The organism is Virgibacillus flavescens (assembly GCF_050574275.1).
Classification (GTDB): domain Bacteria; phylum Bacillota; class Bacilli; order Bacillales; family Amphibacillaceae; genus Virgibacillus_F; species Virgibacillus_F flavescens.
Window position 1 is genome coordinate 3,388,726 of the sequence record NZ_CP192260.1, and the last position, 16,368, is coordinate 3,405,093.

Sequence of the window (16,368 nt, forward strand, 5' to 3'; positions counted from 1 at the left end):
GGTATGTCACCTACAAGGTGAGAGCCACGCTTTTTTATTTACTGGGTTTTGTCCCAGCCTCTTTCCCTGAAGTTAACCTGCTAGTCCACCCGGCAGACGACCAAATCCTAATACCACTGTAATCAATACAGCAATTATTAATTGAATCCACCAGCTTTTCACAGCTTCGTTTCTTGTCATTTTAATTGAGATCATTTCCATTGCAAAAATGGCCCAAATTCCAGCCAGTCCTTTAAAAATAGCCTCACCCATCAATGGGCTGCTTCCACCGAAATACTCGGCAAGTAATGATCCCCCAGAATATAATATCAATAAATAATCCAGTCTAAGAATCATTTGTACAATTTTTGCACCCTTGGCTTTTCCTGATTTATTCAATATCACTACAACAATAAAGAGAATAAATGCAAGAGCCCAGGCAGTTATATGAAGATGTGTACTCATATGGTTCATCCTTTCTTCTCTATCCTCTATATAATATAACAGATTAAATATGCAAATTCATATGAATTCTTTTTGAACTCTTTCACGTGAAGTAATTTTTTGAAAAAACTGTTATACTAAAAAAGTATTGTAAATTATTAACTGGAAGTAAAAATGTTTCATATATGGTTACTCCAGTACAAGTTCAACTATGGCTTTCATCAATTTGGTGATATGCCAGGTTTTCTAAAAATCGGAGGGATATTATGTCAAAGTCTAGTCAACAAATTATTGATCAAACACAGGAGTATGGTGCGAAGAATTATCATCCCCTACCTGTTGTAATATCCAAGGCAGAGGGTGTTTGGGTCGAGGATCCTGAAGGCAACCGCTACATGGATATGCTAAGCGCATACTCAGCTGTGAACCAAGGACATCGTCATCCGAAAATCATTGCAGCTTTAAAAAAACAGGCTGATGCAGTTACATTAACCTCACGAGCATTCCATAACGACCAGCTAGGTCCATGGTACGAAAAAATCTGTAAATTAACGAATAAAGAAGCCGTATTACCAATGAATACTGGTGCTGAAGCAGTTGAAACAGCAATTAAAACTGCAAGACGCTGGGCATATGATGTAAAAGGTGTTGCCAAAGATCAGGCAGAAATTATCGCTTGTACGGATAATTTTCATGGACGTACAATGACTGCGGTATCTTTATCATCAGAACCAGAAAACCAACGTGGATTCGGTCCATTGCTTCCAGGCATTAAATTAATCCCATACGGTGATATTGATGCACTTAAAGAAGCGATTAATGAAAACACTGCTGGTTTCTTATTCGAACCGATCCAAGGTGAAGCAGGAATCAACATACCACCTGAAGGCTTTCTAAAAGAAGCATTTGATGTTTGTAAAGAAAACAACGTGTTATACATTGCCGATGAAATTCAAGCTGGTCTTGGACGAAGCGGAAAAATGTTTGCATGTGACTGGGAGAATGTTTCGCCAGACATATTAATTCTTGGAAAAGCACTTGGTGGTGGCGTCTTCCCTATTTCGTGTATTGTAGCGAACAAGGATATTCTTGGCGTATTTAACCCGGGATCACATGGATCTACTTTTGGCGGAAATCCACTGGCATGTGCCGTTTCCATTGCATCACTCGATGTTTTGGAAGATGAGCAGCTTGCAGAGCGTTCGCTTGAACTGGGCAATTATATGATGGGCGAACTTCGTAAGATTGATAATCCAGTCATTAAAGAAATTCGTGGTAAAGGACTATTTGTTGGCGTTGAACTGACAGAACCTGCACGTCCTTACTGTGAAAAACTGAAAGAACGCGGATTGCTATGTAAAGAAACACATGAAAACGTTATCCGTTTTGCACCACCGTTAGTCATTAAAAAAGAAGATTTAAAATGGGCAATTGACCATATTAAAGAAGTATTATCATAAGCAAAAAACGGAGCTCAAATCTGAGCTCCGTTTTTATTTTGGCAGATAAGAAAGTATAAATCCTTTTTAACTGCATACGTGCAAATAAGGCTTGTGGTCACTGAAAAAGTTACATGTTGTACAAAATAAAATGGATCTACGATCGCATCTTCGAATATACTTCGCTTTCCGCGGGCACGGCTTCAGCTTCCTCGGATAAGCAAAGAGCGCTTTCCTGCGGGATCTTCAGCTCGCGCTGTTCCCGCAGGAGTCTTCGTATATTCAAAGATGCTAAGTTAAGGATGATAAATTAAATTTTAAAAGATCTACTACTTTTTCAGTGACCTTTTAAAGCTTGAGGAGAAGCCGAGTTTTAAACATTTTCTATACCGACTGCCTTCTTCTCCCCATGTTCACTGTCGCAGTATTTGGTCAAGCAGCTGATTAGAGGTTATTCTCATCTCGCGCATTCTCTATTTTTCTAAAAGGCTGTTTCTTACTGTAAGTGAGTACGCGCCAAATCCATTCCAACGGTCCAAATCTGAACTTTTGAAACCACCATCTGCTCGCAAAAATCTGAAGGGTATAAATGATCAGAACAATGATTACACCTTCCAGTGGACTAATCGTTCCGTAAAGCGCAAACCCTACCCCGTAAAACATGATGAACATTAAAATCGATTGTGATATATAGTTTGTTAAAGACATTCGTCCAACATACGTAAACGGTTTTATCCATTTCATTCCTGATTGTGACCGTGCTAGTAATCCTATAGAAAAAATATAGAACAGTGCTGAAGCTGAACCGCCAATATTATCCTGTACAAAAGAGAACCAGATAGGATTTCCGTATACGTATGGCCCAAGTTTTAATAACAGAAAGAACACCAAACTGATTACCCATCCTATTTTTAAAACCTTCTGGAATCGTTCCACATCATGCAGCCATCTCTTCCTGGCAATAAACATTCCTACTAAGAATAATGGCAATAATGTGCCGGTTAAAAATAAATAGGAGATGTCTCCATTTGCATACGTCCAGTCTCCATAGTTCTGCGACCAGATTGCACTAAAACTGCTGCTCTGATAGTTAACAATAGCCTGATTTATTGCCTCCTGATCAACATAACCAAGGAGATGCCGGTACTGATATAAATAGCTAGTATAGTAGCTTACAGTAATACCCATTAGCAAGATAGCCCAAATTAGCAATGTTTTATTTTTTACTTTTACAAAGAGCAATAGAAACAATCCGATAATTCCGTAAGACAAAAGGATATCTCCGAACCAGATTAAGAATGCATGAATAAATCCAAAGCAGATTAATATCAGCAGTCTTCGGAACAGTACGCCATACACATTGCTTCCTTTTTCCTTCAAACGATCGATCATCATCTGAAATCCAAATCCGAATAAGATAGAAAATAACGTATAAAAGCTAGCTTGAAAAAATACATCTATCATTACTTGAACAAATTGATCCATTTCACCTGGCCATGCCCCTTCTTCCCCGCCATGCATGAAGTATGGCGCTGAAAAAGCTCCAATATTGACCATAAAAATACCAAAAACAGCAAATCCTCTAGCTGCATCGATCCATAGTAACCGATTGCTTTCACTTATTGGCTTAGCGTTCATTTTTTCGACCTACTTCCTTTTCAATGAAATCCCTTATCTACATATTCGAGGCGCGATACAAAACATCCTTCAACGCGCAGGTAATTTTTTCATGACGATACAAACAAGAAAAAGCAGACCGACGTAGCCAAACAATGGATAAAGCACAGCGAGCAACTTGCCATACCCTACCTGACTTACTAGAAATATAACGAAAAGAATAACTAGAATAGCATGATGATAGCGAAGCTTAAATGCAGACTGTAATTGCCTGGTTATCCCAAACACATTGCCCACCACAGAATTAAAAATTTCTCCAATAATTACAAATAAAAATAAGCCGTGTAGGAGGGCACCGAACCCTTTGACAATTTCAGCCATCGGAATTTCATACGCAAAGCTCCCTGGAAAAGCCGACATGGAAAAGTGGTTCGCCAAAAGGATTAAAAATAATACAATTCCACCAAGAAATCCTCCTGCGCGGAGTATGTGTTCATCTTTAATTTCCTTTCCTAGCGGTACAAGCACAACTTGCGCGGTCATTAAGTTAAAAGCGGCATACGTAAAGGGTGATGCAATCCAAGAGAAACTTCTCGACAACCCATCTGGTATTGTCTGGTCTAAAAGCACATGAGGATATGAACCATATATAGCAACCGCAATAAATAAACTGAAGATAATCATCACAGGAACAATATACGCGTTAATCGCAAAAATCCCCTTTAGTCCCTTTAATAATACAATATATGAAATGATTAGTGTACTTACAATTCCCAGTTGAAACGGTAGACCTATCTGTTCCTGAAAAACCGCCCCCGCTCCAGATAAAAGTACGGAAGTAATCCCTACTACAATGATAAAGATAAAAATATTAATGACATTGCCTATCTTACGTCCGAACAAATACTGATTTAACTCCTGATATGAATAAGCTTGAATGCGAGCTGAAATAACCATAATCTTGGTTCCTGCAAAAATGAACAGGAAACCACTGCAGACGATCCCAATCGTCCCAAATATTCCATTTACACTAAAGAATGTTACTATTTCTTTTCCGGTTGCAAAGCCAGCACCAACAACGGTTCCAACGTATGTGGCCGCAACAATTAAAATAGTTGTCCATTGTTTCATCATCCTTCTTCACCTCACCATTATTTTTATGATTAATGTGGTAAGAAAAGACGAGCTTTCGATTAATATAGAAAAATCGGCATATCGACAAGCCTTTATTGCACTTATGCAGTTAGAAAAGTAGTAAGACTTATCTTTTAACAAACAATTGAAAATATTTTATTGCAATAAGAATACAAGTAACTTATAATAATAACTGATTACTCAATCACTTATAAAAGGAGTTAATTCTATGGCTAAACCACTTTCAGATAAAAAGCGAGATCAAATTTTTCAAGCAGGATTAAAACTGTTTGCCCAAAATGGGTATTCCAATACCACCATTAAAGACATTGCTAAAGAAGCCGGAGTCAGCTTCGGTACGGTTTTTACATATTTTAAAACGAAAGAAGATTTGTTCCACACCTGTGTTGTCGAACCGTTGGCAGATTTCAGGAAGCATATACTCGAAGTACAGGATGACATCGAAAGTTTGACCCTCGAGAAACTTAAAGAATTGATAAGCAAACATGTCGATTTCTTTTTTGAAAAAGAACAGAACTTGCGAATCATTCAATATGTGATTGGTCAGCCCTCCCGCTTTTCAGAAATGGAAGAACTTGATCAATTTGCTGATGATTTTAATTTGTTCATTCAAAAAATCGTTAAGACTGGAATGAAAGAAGGATTTCTTCCTAATAGTGACCCTGAAGAAGTTGGATACAGTTATTTAGCTTATCTAAATGGTATCCGTTTAACCTTTACCGACCATGCTAACGTTACTTTAACCAATGCTTTTAAGAATCAGGCATTACGTTTATTTGGAATAAACAATTAGGGGGAATTGATATGAGTACTTTCCGAAATCTGCACAATTCCATTAAGATTCGTATATATCTGCAATTTGCAACAAACCTGGCAAGTATGATGATTTTTCCGTTTATAGCAGTTTATTTCAGCCAGCAGGTCGGAGCAGCCATAACAGGAGTTCTTATCGTTCTGGTGATTTGCTCTGGAATTGTGGGTGGATTTCTTGGGGGTTATTGGTCTGATCAATTTGGACGCAGAAAACTGCTAATCCTATCTGAACTTGGAATAGGGCTTTCATTCCTGGCAATTGCCAGTGTGAATTCACCTTGGATTGTTTTGCCATATGTTAGCTTTGTTCTTTTTATGATTAATATGTTTTTTAATGGAATTTATATGCCCGTCTCCTATGCAATGATTTACGATTTAGTTAAAAAAGAAACACGAAATTTTGTATTCACTGCCGTCTACTGGGTAGGTAATTTATCCAGTGCGCTTGGCAGCATTATCGGAGCATTTTTATTTGAAGAATATCTTTTTTACTTATTTATATTTGTAGCCATCATCACGTTACTTTCTTCACTCGTTACATATTTATTTATTTCAGAAACATTTATGAAAAAGGAACTTACTGATGATATTCCGCAGAAGAAAAAGTCAATCTGGTCCAGTTATCGAACTGTACTCAGTGATCGCTTGTTTTTGATTTTTTTAATTGGGACTTTGTTCGTGCTTTCACTTGAAAGCCACCTGACAAATTATATAGCAGTCCACTTAGAAAAAACGATGAGCGAAACTGAACTGTTTGGTTCGATTACTATTGATGGTATTAATATGGTTGGTATTCTGCATGCTGAAAACACATTGCTTGTTGTGCTTACAGTAGGCTTGGTCACCTGGATTGTTAAAAATACTTCCGAATATAAAAAACTTATTATTGGAATGAGCATTTATGTTATCGCCTATGCATTATTAAGTTATATCTCCTCCCCTTGGGTGCTAATTATACTAATGGTTTTTATTTCATTAGGAGAGCTGATGTACATACCTGTCCGGCAAAGCCTGCTTGCTGATTTAGCAGATGAATCGTATCGCAGTTCTTATCTGGCACTTAATAGCTTCATAGGCCAAGGGACGATGATTCTAGCAGGTGCAGCAATTACAATCAGCGGAAGCGTTTCTGCAATAATAATGAGTGGCAGCTTCTTCACCATCGGATTGATTGGCGTGTTTATGATGTCGCATGTAATGAAAAAGCAGACTTTTAATTGATTGATCAATCAATTTATAAAACTAAAGAAAGTAGGATTAGCTCAAGCTCTCTTGTTCTAATCTTCCTTTCATTTTACCAAAGTGTAAGTCGTAACCTTCCAGCCAGTTTTTCCATTCAATTTCAAGTGTATTTCCATAAGGTAAGGAAGTGAGAATAATTTTATCATTAAACAGATAAGCAAATGTATGAAGTGTTCCAAATAATCCATTGTAATCTTTATAAAACATTTCTCCGTGCGGATCCTTGAACCATTGATAAACTTCTTTGCCACTAAATTTGTTTACGTTTTTGTTAGTCATAGCAGCTATTCTTTTATGACTATTTATATAATCTATCCTGTTCTTATCTCGCATGCTTGGATGCTGAAAATGATTGGTACACATTAAAGTAGCTGGATCTTCTCTTATATTAACCTCGTGGGGAGTAACTTCAGCAATAGCTGTATGTCCTTCGCCGTCAGCAATTGAGAAATTATAACTCCACGTATGAGGTAACTGTTTTAATAAAATTATTGCTTCATCCGTATTTTTACACGAATCTAAGATTATCCTCACTATAGTGGAAGCAGTAAGTCCTTGTTTTGTCTCTCGGTTATTTACAAAATGAAATGATATAAATAACCCCTTTTCATTAACTCCTTCATGTCTGCCAATAACATGAAGACTATACCCTGCACTTGCGTAACATTCTTTTGGCTGATTTAGAACTAACCGTCTATCATAGATGTCAGGTGTAAAATCATAATTTCTCACAGCGAATTCTTTATTTATGACTGACGAACATCCCATTTCTTTTATCTTTGGAATGTCATACCCGCTAAATAAAGATGCCGCTTTTTCTTGAGTTATATCTAAAGCATCAGCTAAACCATTCAATTCATCCAATAAGTGTGGCGCATATTTCATAAAAATTTCTATTGCTTCAGTGTAATTAAAACTAGCATTCTCTAACTTTGAAAGGTTTTCAATAAGCGATTTTTCAAGGTTCTCCCCTTGCAGATATCCAATTTGATAAGCTGAATCTCTGTACTGTTCAACAGACACTTCGATCGATTTCATTATCATCATCCTTTAACATTTTATTATTCAATGTTATCAACGTTTGATATTCGATTCCTGTCATTTCGTGCTCATATAGGAAAGAATTAAAGCCGAATAACTTCACAAAACCATTAATTTTACGTACAATACATATAAAACACACCGGAAAGGTTGGGATTAAGAATGAGCCAGGAGATCCGCTCGGTTCCACGTCCTTTAGTGCGCTTAAATCAATGGTTTATTGTAGCATCAGTAGTTATTACATGGATAACAGGCCAGGAATGGCTGCTTTTCCTTCCACTAGCTGCTGGACTTATGGGACTATTATTTAGTTTTAATCCCGTGATGCGATTAGGGAGGCTATTTCTAAAGAAAAAACCATCCGAATATATACCAGAAGATCATGCACAGCAGCAATTCAACCAGGTCATTGCAGTTGTTTGTCTAGCAATCTCTTTATTAAGTTTTGCAATAGGATGGACGACTGTAGCATACATTTTTAGTGCAATGGTGGCGCTTGCCGCATTTGTCGCAATACTCGGATTCTGCATCGGATGCTTTATCCGATTTCAATGGAGCCAATATCGTCATAGAAGAACTTCTAAACAATTCTAATAAAAAGCTCTCACATCAACTCTATAATGTGGGAGCTTCCGTATGTTCAGACAGTCCATGATGATTCTAAAGATACTCTTTCAGTGGCGCTGAGTACCTTGAGAACGAAGCATCCGATAACCGTATTGTGCGTTCTGGGCTCTCTGAAAAAGTGGTAGATTGTAAAAAGTTATTTTTCCACCATAACCTAGCATCATCGAATATACGAAGACTCCTGCGGGAACAGCACGAGTCTGAAGGCCCCACAGAGAAGCGGTCTTTTAAAGGATGGCCAACTAAACCCGTCCTTTGCGGACGACGTTGGCATACCCCTTGCCGGGGCAAGGAGACTGAAGCCGTGCCCGCGGAAAGCGTAGTATATTCGATGATGCGGCGATAGATCCACTTATTATGTGCTACATGTAACTTTTTCAACGGCCAATAAGAATTCCTCACAAACTAAAATCCCACATTATCTCTATAATGTGGGATCTTTTTTAAACTATTATTCCCGATCAGGCAGCTTCACCAATAACTCCTTTGAAAAATAATACAAGTAAACAGACGTTACCGGCTTTCTCCAAATCCGTTCAATAGCAGACTGATAGAGTTCCATTTGTGTCTTATATTTATTAGTAAGTTTCTCTAAAACTTTCTCAGTTACTTCATTTTCAATCGAATCTGTCTTGTAATCGAGGATGATTAACCCATCTTCGGTTGGAATTACACAGTCGATTACACCTTGAACCAGTACCTGTTCATCCACATCACTTGACCATGTCGCATAAACCTCTTTCGCTGACAAGGATAAACTGAATGGCACCTCTCGATTCACGTCATTTGACTGCAGCATCTTCTGGCCAATTTCCGTTTGGAAAAATCCTTCGATTACATTTCCATCGATGATTTCTGCTTCATCCGTCGTCAAAATTTCTTTTTCTACTAATTTATCAGCAAAAGCATCCACTTCAGATGCACTCCACTCTTTAGTGAGCGGTAAATGCTGCATAACAGCGTGCATAGCCGTACCTTTTTCTGCAGCAGATATGGTCTTTCCTTTCTGCATGAACAGTGGGCGTTTGGCAATTGGTGCGCTTGATGTCTGCATTAATTGGTCTGAGCTGTATTCATCCTTAAGTTCCCGCTGCCTTTTAATTTCTGTAACGGTTTGTTTTGCACGGGAGGTCGCAGCCTGTGTATATGGATAGATGTACGATAATTTTTCATCTACCTCTCTATCCAATCCCTCGTTACGGAGCTCCATTGGTTTCCACTTTTGTATATAATCCTTTAAATTCACGTCTTCTTCGGTTACAACATCTTCAAGATTAGCTAATTCACTTCCGTGGACAACTGCAATATTCCATTTGGAAGGATCCATTCGAACTTCATTGTTTACCACTTCATTTACATCCTCAGCTCGTAACACTTCACTGGATTGGTGACGTATCAAGGCGGGACCTACCCAATCAAGGTATGACTTTGCTTCGAATCGGAAATGGGTTGGCATTACCCAGTCATGATGGTCGAGTAACTTTTCCCACTTCTTTTGTTTTTTCTCAAAAGAGGCTACATTTCCGATCATAACAAGCTTTTCCTTGGCACGCGTTAACGCTACATAGAGTACACGCATTTCCTCTGCAAGTAACTCACGCTGCATTTCCTTTTGAAACGCATAGAACAGCAGTGTAGGGTACGTAATGCGCTTCACAGGGTCAATATACTTACTGGCGAGCCCTAAATCTTTATGAAGCAAATAGCGCTGCTTTAAGTCCTGCATATTGAATTGTTTGTCCATACCACCTAAAATCACAACTGGAAATTCGAGTCCTTTGCTCTTATGGATCGTCATGATGCGGATAACGTCTTCCTGCTCACTTAACGCTCGCGCTGCACCTAAGTCCTCACCGCGCTCTTCCATTCGTTCGATAAACCTCAAAAATCGGAACAGCCCTCTAAACGAGGTAGTTTCATAGCCGCGTGCCCGGTCATATAGTGCTCGTAAGTTAGCTTGACGCTGCCGCCCTCCAGGCATTCCTCCAACGAAATCATAGTAGCCAGTTTCTCTGTAGATTGACCAGATGAGTTCCGATAATGCTCCTTGTCTGGAGGCAATCCGGAACGATTCCAGCAAGCCTAGAAATCGTGATGCTTTGTCTGCAAGTTCCCCGAAGTTTTGCTTACTATATGTGATTAACGCGTCATAATAGCCATGTTTTTTATCTGCAAGACGAATACTTGCAAGCTCCTCTTCATTCATGCTGACAATTGGTGAATGTAATACAGAGGCAAGTGGAATATCCTGTCTTGGGTTATCAATAACCTTAAGCAGACTGAGCATTATTTTTATTTCGATTGCTTCAAAATATCCTGTTGAAAGTTCAGCATACACGGGAATCCCTTGCTTTTTCAGTTCATCCACAATGGTTGGTGTCCACGTCATGGAACGCATTAAAATTACGACATCGCGATATTGGAAATCCCGCTGTACCCCAGTGGATTTATCAAAAACCTGCAGCGGCTTGTTTCCATCCTGACCCGTCCACACCTTGATTTTTTGTGCGTATGCACGAGCTTCAAGCTGTGCCTTTTCCAGGTCCTGAAAACTTTCTTCATCTGTTTCTTCTTCTTTATCCTCTTCAGTTTCCCGGTCAATAATTAAAAGCTCAGGCTCAGGCGCGTCGTAAGGTAAGGAATCGTAGGATTTATTCGCATAGATTAATTCAGCATCTTTGTCATAATTAATTTCACCCAACGTCTCATCCAATATTTGTTTGAACAAAAAATTTGCGCCGATTAAAACCTGTTCCCGACTTCTGAAATTACTAGATAAGTCAATCCGCTTACCAGGATGATCTTCCGCGTGAAATTGCTTATATTTTTCAATAAATAAACTTGGCTCCGCGTGGCGAAACCTGTAAATACTTTGTTTTACATCGCCTACCATAAACATATTTCCGTTGTCTCTTCGATCACTGATTAGCCGCAATATGGTTTCCTGAACGAGGTTTGTATCCTGATATTCATCTACCATTACTTCGGTAAATTTCTGCTGAAAAGAGCTAGCTACATTCGACGGGAGTGGTTCCTCAGACGTTGAATCTGAATCTACTAACAGAGTTAAGCAGTGATGCTCAAGGTCTGAAAAGTCAACAATTGCTTTCTCTTTTTTCTGCTCCGCAAAGCGGTCTTTAAATTCGATGACGATTTCGGTTAATTGCTTAATTACTGGCGCAAGCTCACGCATATCCTCTATGTGACTTCCAAGGTTACGAGTGAACCAGCCTTCTTTCATATCCTTCCAGCGCTTTTTATAGCTTTCTCTTAATTTCTTAAACTTATCTTTCACTTCTTCTGAACAATCTGCCTTTTTCCTTGATAAAGCTTTAAACGAACTGCCTGCTATGTATGTCTGCAGCTGGTCCCATGTCTCACTGATTGATACTGCCTCGTGAATCATCACAATATCGGCCTCAACCGCTTCACGATAATGATACGGTCCTTCAGGATGATCGGTTAGGTCAAGCGCTGCATTTGCTTCCTGCTCTATTGCAGTCAGTTGACTCTTCACTTCCCGCTTGATAATGGTGAGCCAGCCTAAATCCTTCTCTTCAAACGATTCTGGTACATCGTATACATCTGCTAATTGATTCAGCCATTGTACCGGCCATGGATTTTGCATCGCGAATGTGTATAAATTAAGTACCAGGTTCTCTACTTCCACATCACTTCTATCACTTGAGAAACGGTCAACAACATCGAAAAAGAGTTTCTGTTCTTCGCCTTCTTTTCCATACCAGTCTTCAAATAAATCAGCAATGACATCCTGTTTAATCAAGTCAATTTCCATATCATTAGCAATTCTAAACGCTGGATCAATGTCCAACAGATACGCATACTGCCTTACCACGTCTAAACAAAACGAGTGGAGCGTGGAAATTGATGCGCGCTGCAATAGTGATAACTGCTTTTTTAAATGGTTAGAAGACGGGTCTTCGGCGAGCGCTTTATCAAGAGCTAAACCTACTCTGTTCCGCATTTCCTGTGCTGCTGCATTGGTAAATGTCACGACAAGGAGGGTGTCGATATCAACTGGCGCTTCTTTGTTAATTAGTTTTTGGATAATCCGTTCAACTAGTACAGCTGTTTTACCTGAGCCTGCTGCGGCTGCAACCAGCATGTCACTGCCTGCTGTATATATCGCCTGCTCTTGTTCTTTTGTCCAGTTAACCATTAGTTCCCCTCCCCATTTCGAAGTTTTCCTAAAATAGCATCATCGTCCATGTCTGGTAGCTTACGATAATTATTTTCTTCTAGAATCGGATCAAATTGACAGACAGATTTGAATGAACAAAATGTGCATGCCACTTTTTGTTTGTGCTGGTATGGATTTAGATGTACGCCACCACTCGTCATATCGATTCCGGCCTGCCCCATCAATTGATGAACATGCTGCTGCAGACCGGCAAACGTTTCGTTGTCAGCAATTTTAGAATGGTTATAAAAACCACCACTCTTTTTCACACCTGCTGGCACAATTTGACTCGATCCAGATTCTAACGAACGGTCCATTAATTTAATGATTTCTTCACTCGATAATAATAATCCCTGCATCTTATACTTCTTCAAAATTTCCTTCTCAATTTGGTCATCCTGCATTCTTTGTTTGCCTGCAATCATCGGATTGTGAACGTGAAAATAAAGCACTCCCGCTGGCGTTGCCTTTTTGCCTAGCCACTGTTCTGACTGGGAAAGAACAACGTCAAGGTATGTCAGCATTTGTAACGCCAATCCATAATACACTTCAACCAGGTTTAATCCTTTGGCACTGGACTTATAGTCGATAATGCGTAAAAACAAATCGTTTTGATTTATCGCCTGATCTACCCGGTCAATTCGTCCTCGAAGCATTAATTCAAATCCATTCTCAAGCGGCAGCGTAATCGGTGACAGCGTTTGATCAGGTCCAAAGCCAAGTTCAAGTCCGATTGGTGAAAAGTCACTCTGCCGCGCCTGCTCACTGAGTATAAATGCAGCACGCGCAATAACTTCCTGCAGTTTTTGCTGAATGTATTTATATCTGTTGGAACTGTGTAAAATCTGATGCTGCAAAATCGGTGCCAGATTCGTTACCGCTTTATGTGCGTATCCATCTGTATCAATTTTACTCAGGTCTGCAAAATTTCTTCCTTCTGCCTGCACCCATTCAGTTATTTTCTTTAACGCTTCATGGAAAAGGTTTCCTATATCCGGTGCGTCTAACTTATATGTTTTTCGTTCATCAAGTCCTAGACTGTACTTAGCAAAATGCTGATACGAACAGCGATAGTACATCTCAAGTCTTGAAACACTTGCTTTCACCTGTTTCGGATAAAGTTCATTGACTGTATCAGCAGAAAGCCTTTTCGGTTTGTTTTGATAATACAGACTTTGCAAAGTAGTATAGCTCGTACTGAATTTTTCATGATGGTTTACATACCAGTTGAGCACATGCCACCAGACCGGCTTCAGCGGATAGCCTTTTCGGTTTCGTGCCAATTGTGCGGTTAGTGCAGAGCGCGTTTTCGTTGGTGTTGTAATAAATCGTTCAGCATGAAATAATTCGTCCGGATCCTGCAGGAGCACATGTGCACAGCAGTGCGGAAACAAGTCTTCCACTCGTTTAATCAATTGAGATGGCATTTTTGCTTTGCCTTCCTCGTCACTTAATGGATAACTCATCCAAAGTCTGTCCGTCGACGAAGTAAAAGCAATGTACATATAAAACCAGTCGTCAAGCAGCTTCCGTTTACTGCTTTCAGCCAGCTGCAGCCCTTGACCCGCAAGCATTTCGCGTTCCTGCTCATTGATCATGCCGTCAGAAGGTGGCTTCATCGGCCAAACTCCATCATTTACACCTAATAAAAATGTACATTTAATACCGCTCATTCTCGAACGATCAATCGTACCGACAGTTACATGATCCATACTTGGCGGTACGTGGGCAAATTTAAGTGAGTCGAAACCTGCATCAAGAGTAGAACGAAAAATGGGCAGCGTAATTTTTTCATCACCTGCAATTTCAACCATTTCATCAAATAACTGAATAAGAGCATTCCATACCTGCTCCTGTTCCCGTCCTTTTTCAATTTGTCCATTCTCATCGAATTGGGTCCGCATTTGTTCAAGTTTTCGTGGTACACCAAGTTCTTCTAACCAATTATAGATTACCGAACATCGATCCCGTACCGTGTCACATGCCCGAATTTGTTCGTCAAAGTTCTGTATCGCTTTGACAACCTGATCTCTGTACACATTAATTCGTGTCTGCAGCTCTTTTTCCTTATCTGTTTGTGCAGCTTGATCAAAGCCACGGAAGCGCTGAAAAATCCATTGCTTGTCTCCAAACCACCGCGTCCGTGATCGTATACCATATTCCAGTACGTAATTTTCCAATTCATCAATCGCATCATTTGTAAGCGGATATTTCTCATTGGAAGCTGGAATAAATCCTGTTTTCAGCATGCGGAAAATAGCGTCATAACGCCAGTTTCCATCCACGATTTCAAGAGCGGAACGAATAAATTCAATCAGCGAATGGTTTAACATAGTCCGCTTTTCATCAATGAATACTGGGATGTCATAATCTCCAAAGATGGTAGCAATTAAATCATGATACACATCTGTTTGTCTGATGAAGACAGCCAAATCATTAAAGCGATACCCCTCTTCTCGAACCAGCCGTACAATTTCCTGTGCAGCGCCTTCCACCTCGGCCCGGGGATGGACCGATTCTGCAATCGTAAGCGGAACCTCTCCCCGATAAACTGGTGCCGGGCGCACGTCAAAGTTACTTTCAAGATGGGCAAAATATGGCCGTTCCTTAAACTTGCCTTCCGCAGGATCCATAATAACTGTTTCGTTTATTTCTATTTGGTTTTCATTCGCAAGTGCTGTGATAACCTGATGTGTTTCTGTGGTTTGATAAAACAGATCAAGTTCTGAAAGCTCGTTCTCTTCCGCACCTTTGGTAGTTAACGTAATCGTCAAATTTGAACTCTTTTTCATTAACGCATCGAGCACCTGCAGTTCTTTTGGTGTAAAGCGGTGAAAGCCGTCCAGATATATTTCGGCATCTTCCAAAAAAGAAGCCTCTCGTATTTTTTCAGCAAGCAATTGAAGCTGATCCTCACTATCGACATACTTTCCCTGCAGTGCAATCGTAAGCTCTTCATAAATATAGAATAAATCCTGCAGCTTTTTGGTGAGTGCTTCCTCTCCCTGTTCCTTATGTACAAATTGGTCCAATTGATCAATCTGCATCTGCAGGACTTCTGGCGTAACCTGATAGCGTTTAAATTCGGTAATCATTTTTTCCAGTTGTTCAAGGAATCCTTGCTTTTCCAATGCCTTCTGAAAAATATTCCATTCTGAATCTTTTTCTTCAATTATCTTACGAAGCATCATCTGAATTCCCAGCGAACTTATAAACTGACGGGTTCCTCCACCGGTTTCCTGCAGTACACGCCATGCCAGCCGTGAAAAACTTACAACCTGCGCACGGATACTCCCATGGATGCCTTCTTGTTTAAATAACTCATATTCCTGCTGAAAGGTCATTTGGTCTGGAACCATATAAAAAATAGGCGGTCCTTGTGGATCGGCTATCAGCTTGTCCCTGATTTCATCTACTACACGACCACTCTTACCAGTACCTGATCGTCCCAATATAAATCGTATCCCCATATTAAAACCCCTTTATAAACTTATACTGGCAAACCTTTATCGTATTAACTCAGCTTTCGCAGACTGATAAATGCAGGTGATCCCTAAAATAGTGCAATAAGCTCGCAATCCGTTAGTTGACACAAAATCTATATATTGTGAAGTAACTTTAGGTTTATTTCCATTCTGCCGTCCAGGATCGCTCCGGGCGGATGCTTTCCGCGGGCACGGCTTCAGTCTCCTCGGATAAGCAAAGACCGCTTTCCTGCGGGGCCTTCATCTCGTGCTGTTCCCGCAGGAGTCACCGCCCTCCGCTCACCTGTACTGGTAAAGCTGTTTACATCTATGCAATCTCTCGACT

At 39.9% G+C, this 16,368-nt stretch carries 10 protein-coding genes; 4 read left to right on the forward strand and 6 right to left on the reverse strand.

Annotated elements, in window-relative coordinates; translation table 11 throughout:
• Nucleotides 1-72 precede the first annotated feature (72 nt).
• Nucleotides 73-444, reverse strand: a complete 372-nt coding sequence (locus tag VBD025_RS17245) for a YisL family protein (RefSeq protein ID WP_430787735.1) — start codon at nt 442-444, stop codon at nt 73-75.
• Nucleotides 445-689: 245 nt separating this feature from the next.
• Here VBD025_RS17245 and VBD025_RS17250 point away from each other — a divergent pair, with 245 nt between their 5' ends.
• Entirely contained in the window at nt 690-1,883 is a 1,194-nt protein-coding gene (locus VBD025_RS17250; RefSeq protein ID WP_430787737.1) for an ornithine--oxo-acid transaminase, read from the forward strand.
• A 423-nt stretch (nt 1,884-2,306) separates the two neighbouring features.
• On the opposite strand, the gene VBD025_RS17255 is transcribed toward VBD025_RS17250, so the two are convergent.
• The gene (locus tag VBD025_RS17255) at nt 2,307-3,500 is read right to left on the reverse strand and encodes a DUF418 domain-containing protein (protein WP_430787739.1); all 1,194 of its coding nucleotides are present in this window, start codon (nt 3,498-3,500) and stop codon (nt 2,307-2,309) included.
• Nucleotides 3,501-3,569: 69 nt separating this feature from the next.
• Nucleotides 3,570-4,613, reverse strand: a complete 1,044-nt coding sequence (locus VBD025_RS17260) for a YkvI family membrane protein (protein ID WP_430787741.1) — start codon at nt 4,611-4,613, stop codon at nt 3,570-3,572.
• Between the two features lie 229 nt (nt 4,614-4,842).
• Between VBD025_RS17260 and VBD025_RS17265 the strand changes: the two genes are divergently transcribed.
• Nucleotides 4,843-5,427, forward strand: a complete 585-nt coding sequence (locus tag VBD025_RS17265) for a TetR/AcrR family transcriptional regulator (RefSeq protein WP_430787743.1) — start codon at nt 4,843-4,845, stop codon at nt 5,425-5,427.
• An 11-nt stretch (nt 5,428-5,438) separates the two neighbouring features.
• On the forward strand, nt 5,439-6,668 hold the full coding sequence (locus VBD025_RS17270) for an MFS transporter (RefSeq protein ID WP_430787745.1): 1,230 nt from the start codon (nt 5,439-5,441) through the stop codon (nt 6,666-6,668).
• A gap of 36 nt (nt 6,669-6,704) precedes the next feature.
• Here VBD025_RS17270 and VBD025_RS17275 read toward each other — a convergent pair whose 3' ends face one another.
• A complete protein-coding gene (locus VBD025_RS17275) occupies nt 6,705-7,727 on the reverse strand; it encodes a C45 family autoproteolytic acyltransferase/hydolase (protein WP_430787747.1) in 1,023 nt (340 codons plus the stop codon).
• 165 nt (nt 7,728-7,892) lie between these two features.
• Here VBD025_RS17275 and VBD025_RS17280 point away from each other — a divergent pair, with 165 nt between their 5' ends.
• Nucleotides 7,893-8,324: a DUF4395 domain-containing protein gene (locus VBD025_RS17280; protein ID WP_430787749.1), complete on the forward strand. Its 432-nt coding sequence runs from the start codon at nt 7,893-7,895 to the stop codon at nt 8,322-8,324.
• A 484-nt stretch (nt 8,325-8,808) separates the two neighbouring features.
• Here the strand turns inward: VBD025_RS17280 and addA are convergent, their stop codons facing one another.
• Together addA and addB are read right to left on the reverse strand one after the other, a co-directional pair.
• Nucleotides 8,809-12,537, reverse strand: coding sequence for a helicase-exonuclease AddAB subunit AddA (gene addA, locus VBD025_RS17285; RefSeq protein WP_430787751.1), 3,729 nt, complete (start codon nt 12,535-12,537; stop codon nt 8,809-8,811).
• Nucleotides 12,537-16,028, reverse strand: coding sequence for a helicase-exonuclease AddAB subunit AddB (addB, locus tag VBD025_RS17290; RefSeq protein ID WP_430787753.1), 3,492 nt, complete (start codon nt 16,026-16,028; stop codon nt 12,537-12,539). Before addB ends, addA begins: the two co-directional genes overlap by 1 nt.
• Between the last annotated feature and the right edge of the window lie 340 nt (nt 16,029-16,368).

Excerpts from the sequence above, each read along its gene's own strand:
- VBD025_RS17250 (WP_430787737.1), top strand. The coding sequence starts at position 690 with ATGTCAAAGTCTAGTCAACAAATTATTGATCAAACACAGGAGTATGGT.
- VBD025_RS17255 (WP_430787739.1), bottom strand. The coding sequence starts at position 3,500 with ATGAACGCTAAGCCAATAAGTGAAAGCAATCGGTTACTATGGATCGAT.
- addA (WP_430787751.1), bottom strand. The coding sequence starts at position 12,537 with ATGGTTAACTGGACAAAAGAACAAGAGCAGGCGATATATACAGCAGGC.
- VBD025_RS17280 (WP_430787749.1), top strand. The coding sequence starts at position 7,893 with ATGAGCCAGGAGATCCGCTCGGTTCCACGTCCTTTAGTGCGCTTAAAT.
- addB (WP_430787753.1), bottom strand. The coding sequence starts at position 16,028 with ATGGGGATACGATTTATATTGGGACGATCAGGTACTGGTAAGAGTGGT.
- VBD025_RS17265 (WP_430787743.1), top strand. The coding sequence starts at position 4,843 with ATGGCTAAACCACTTTCAGATAAAAAGCGAGATCAAATTTTTCAAGCA.
- VBD025_RS17275 (WP_430787747.1), bottom strand. The coding sequence starts at position 7,727 with ATGAAATCGATCGAAGTGTCTGTTGAACAGTACAGAGATTCAGCTTAT.
- VBD025_RS17260 (WP_430787741.1), bottom strand. The coding sequence starts at position 4,613 with ATGATGAAACAATGGACAACTATTTTAATTGTTGCGGCCACATACGTT.
- VBD025_RS17270 (WP_430787745.1), top strand. The coding sequence starts at position 5,439 with ATGAGTACTTTCCGAAATCTGCACAATTCCATTAAGATTCGTATATAT.
- VBD025_RS17245 (WP_430787735.1), bottom strand. The coding sequence starts at position 444 with ATGAGTACACATCTTCATATAACTGCCTGGGCTCTTGCATTTATTCTC.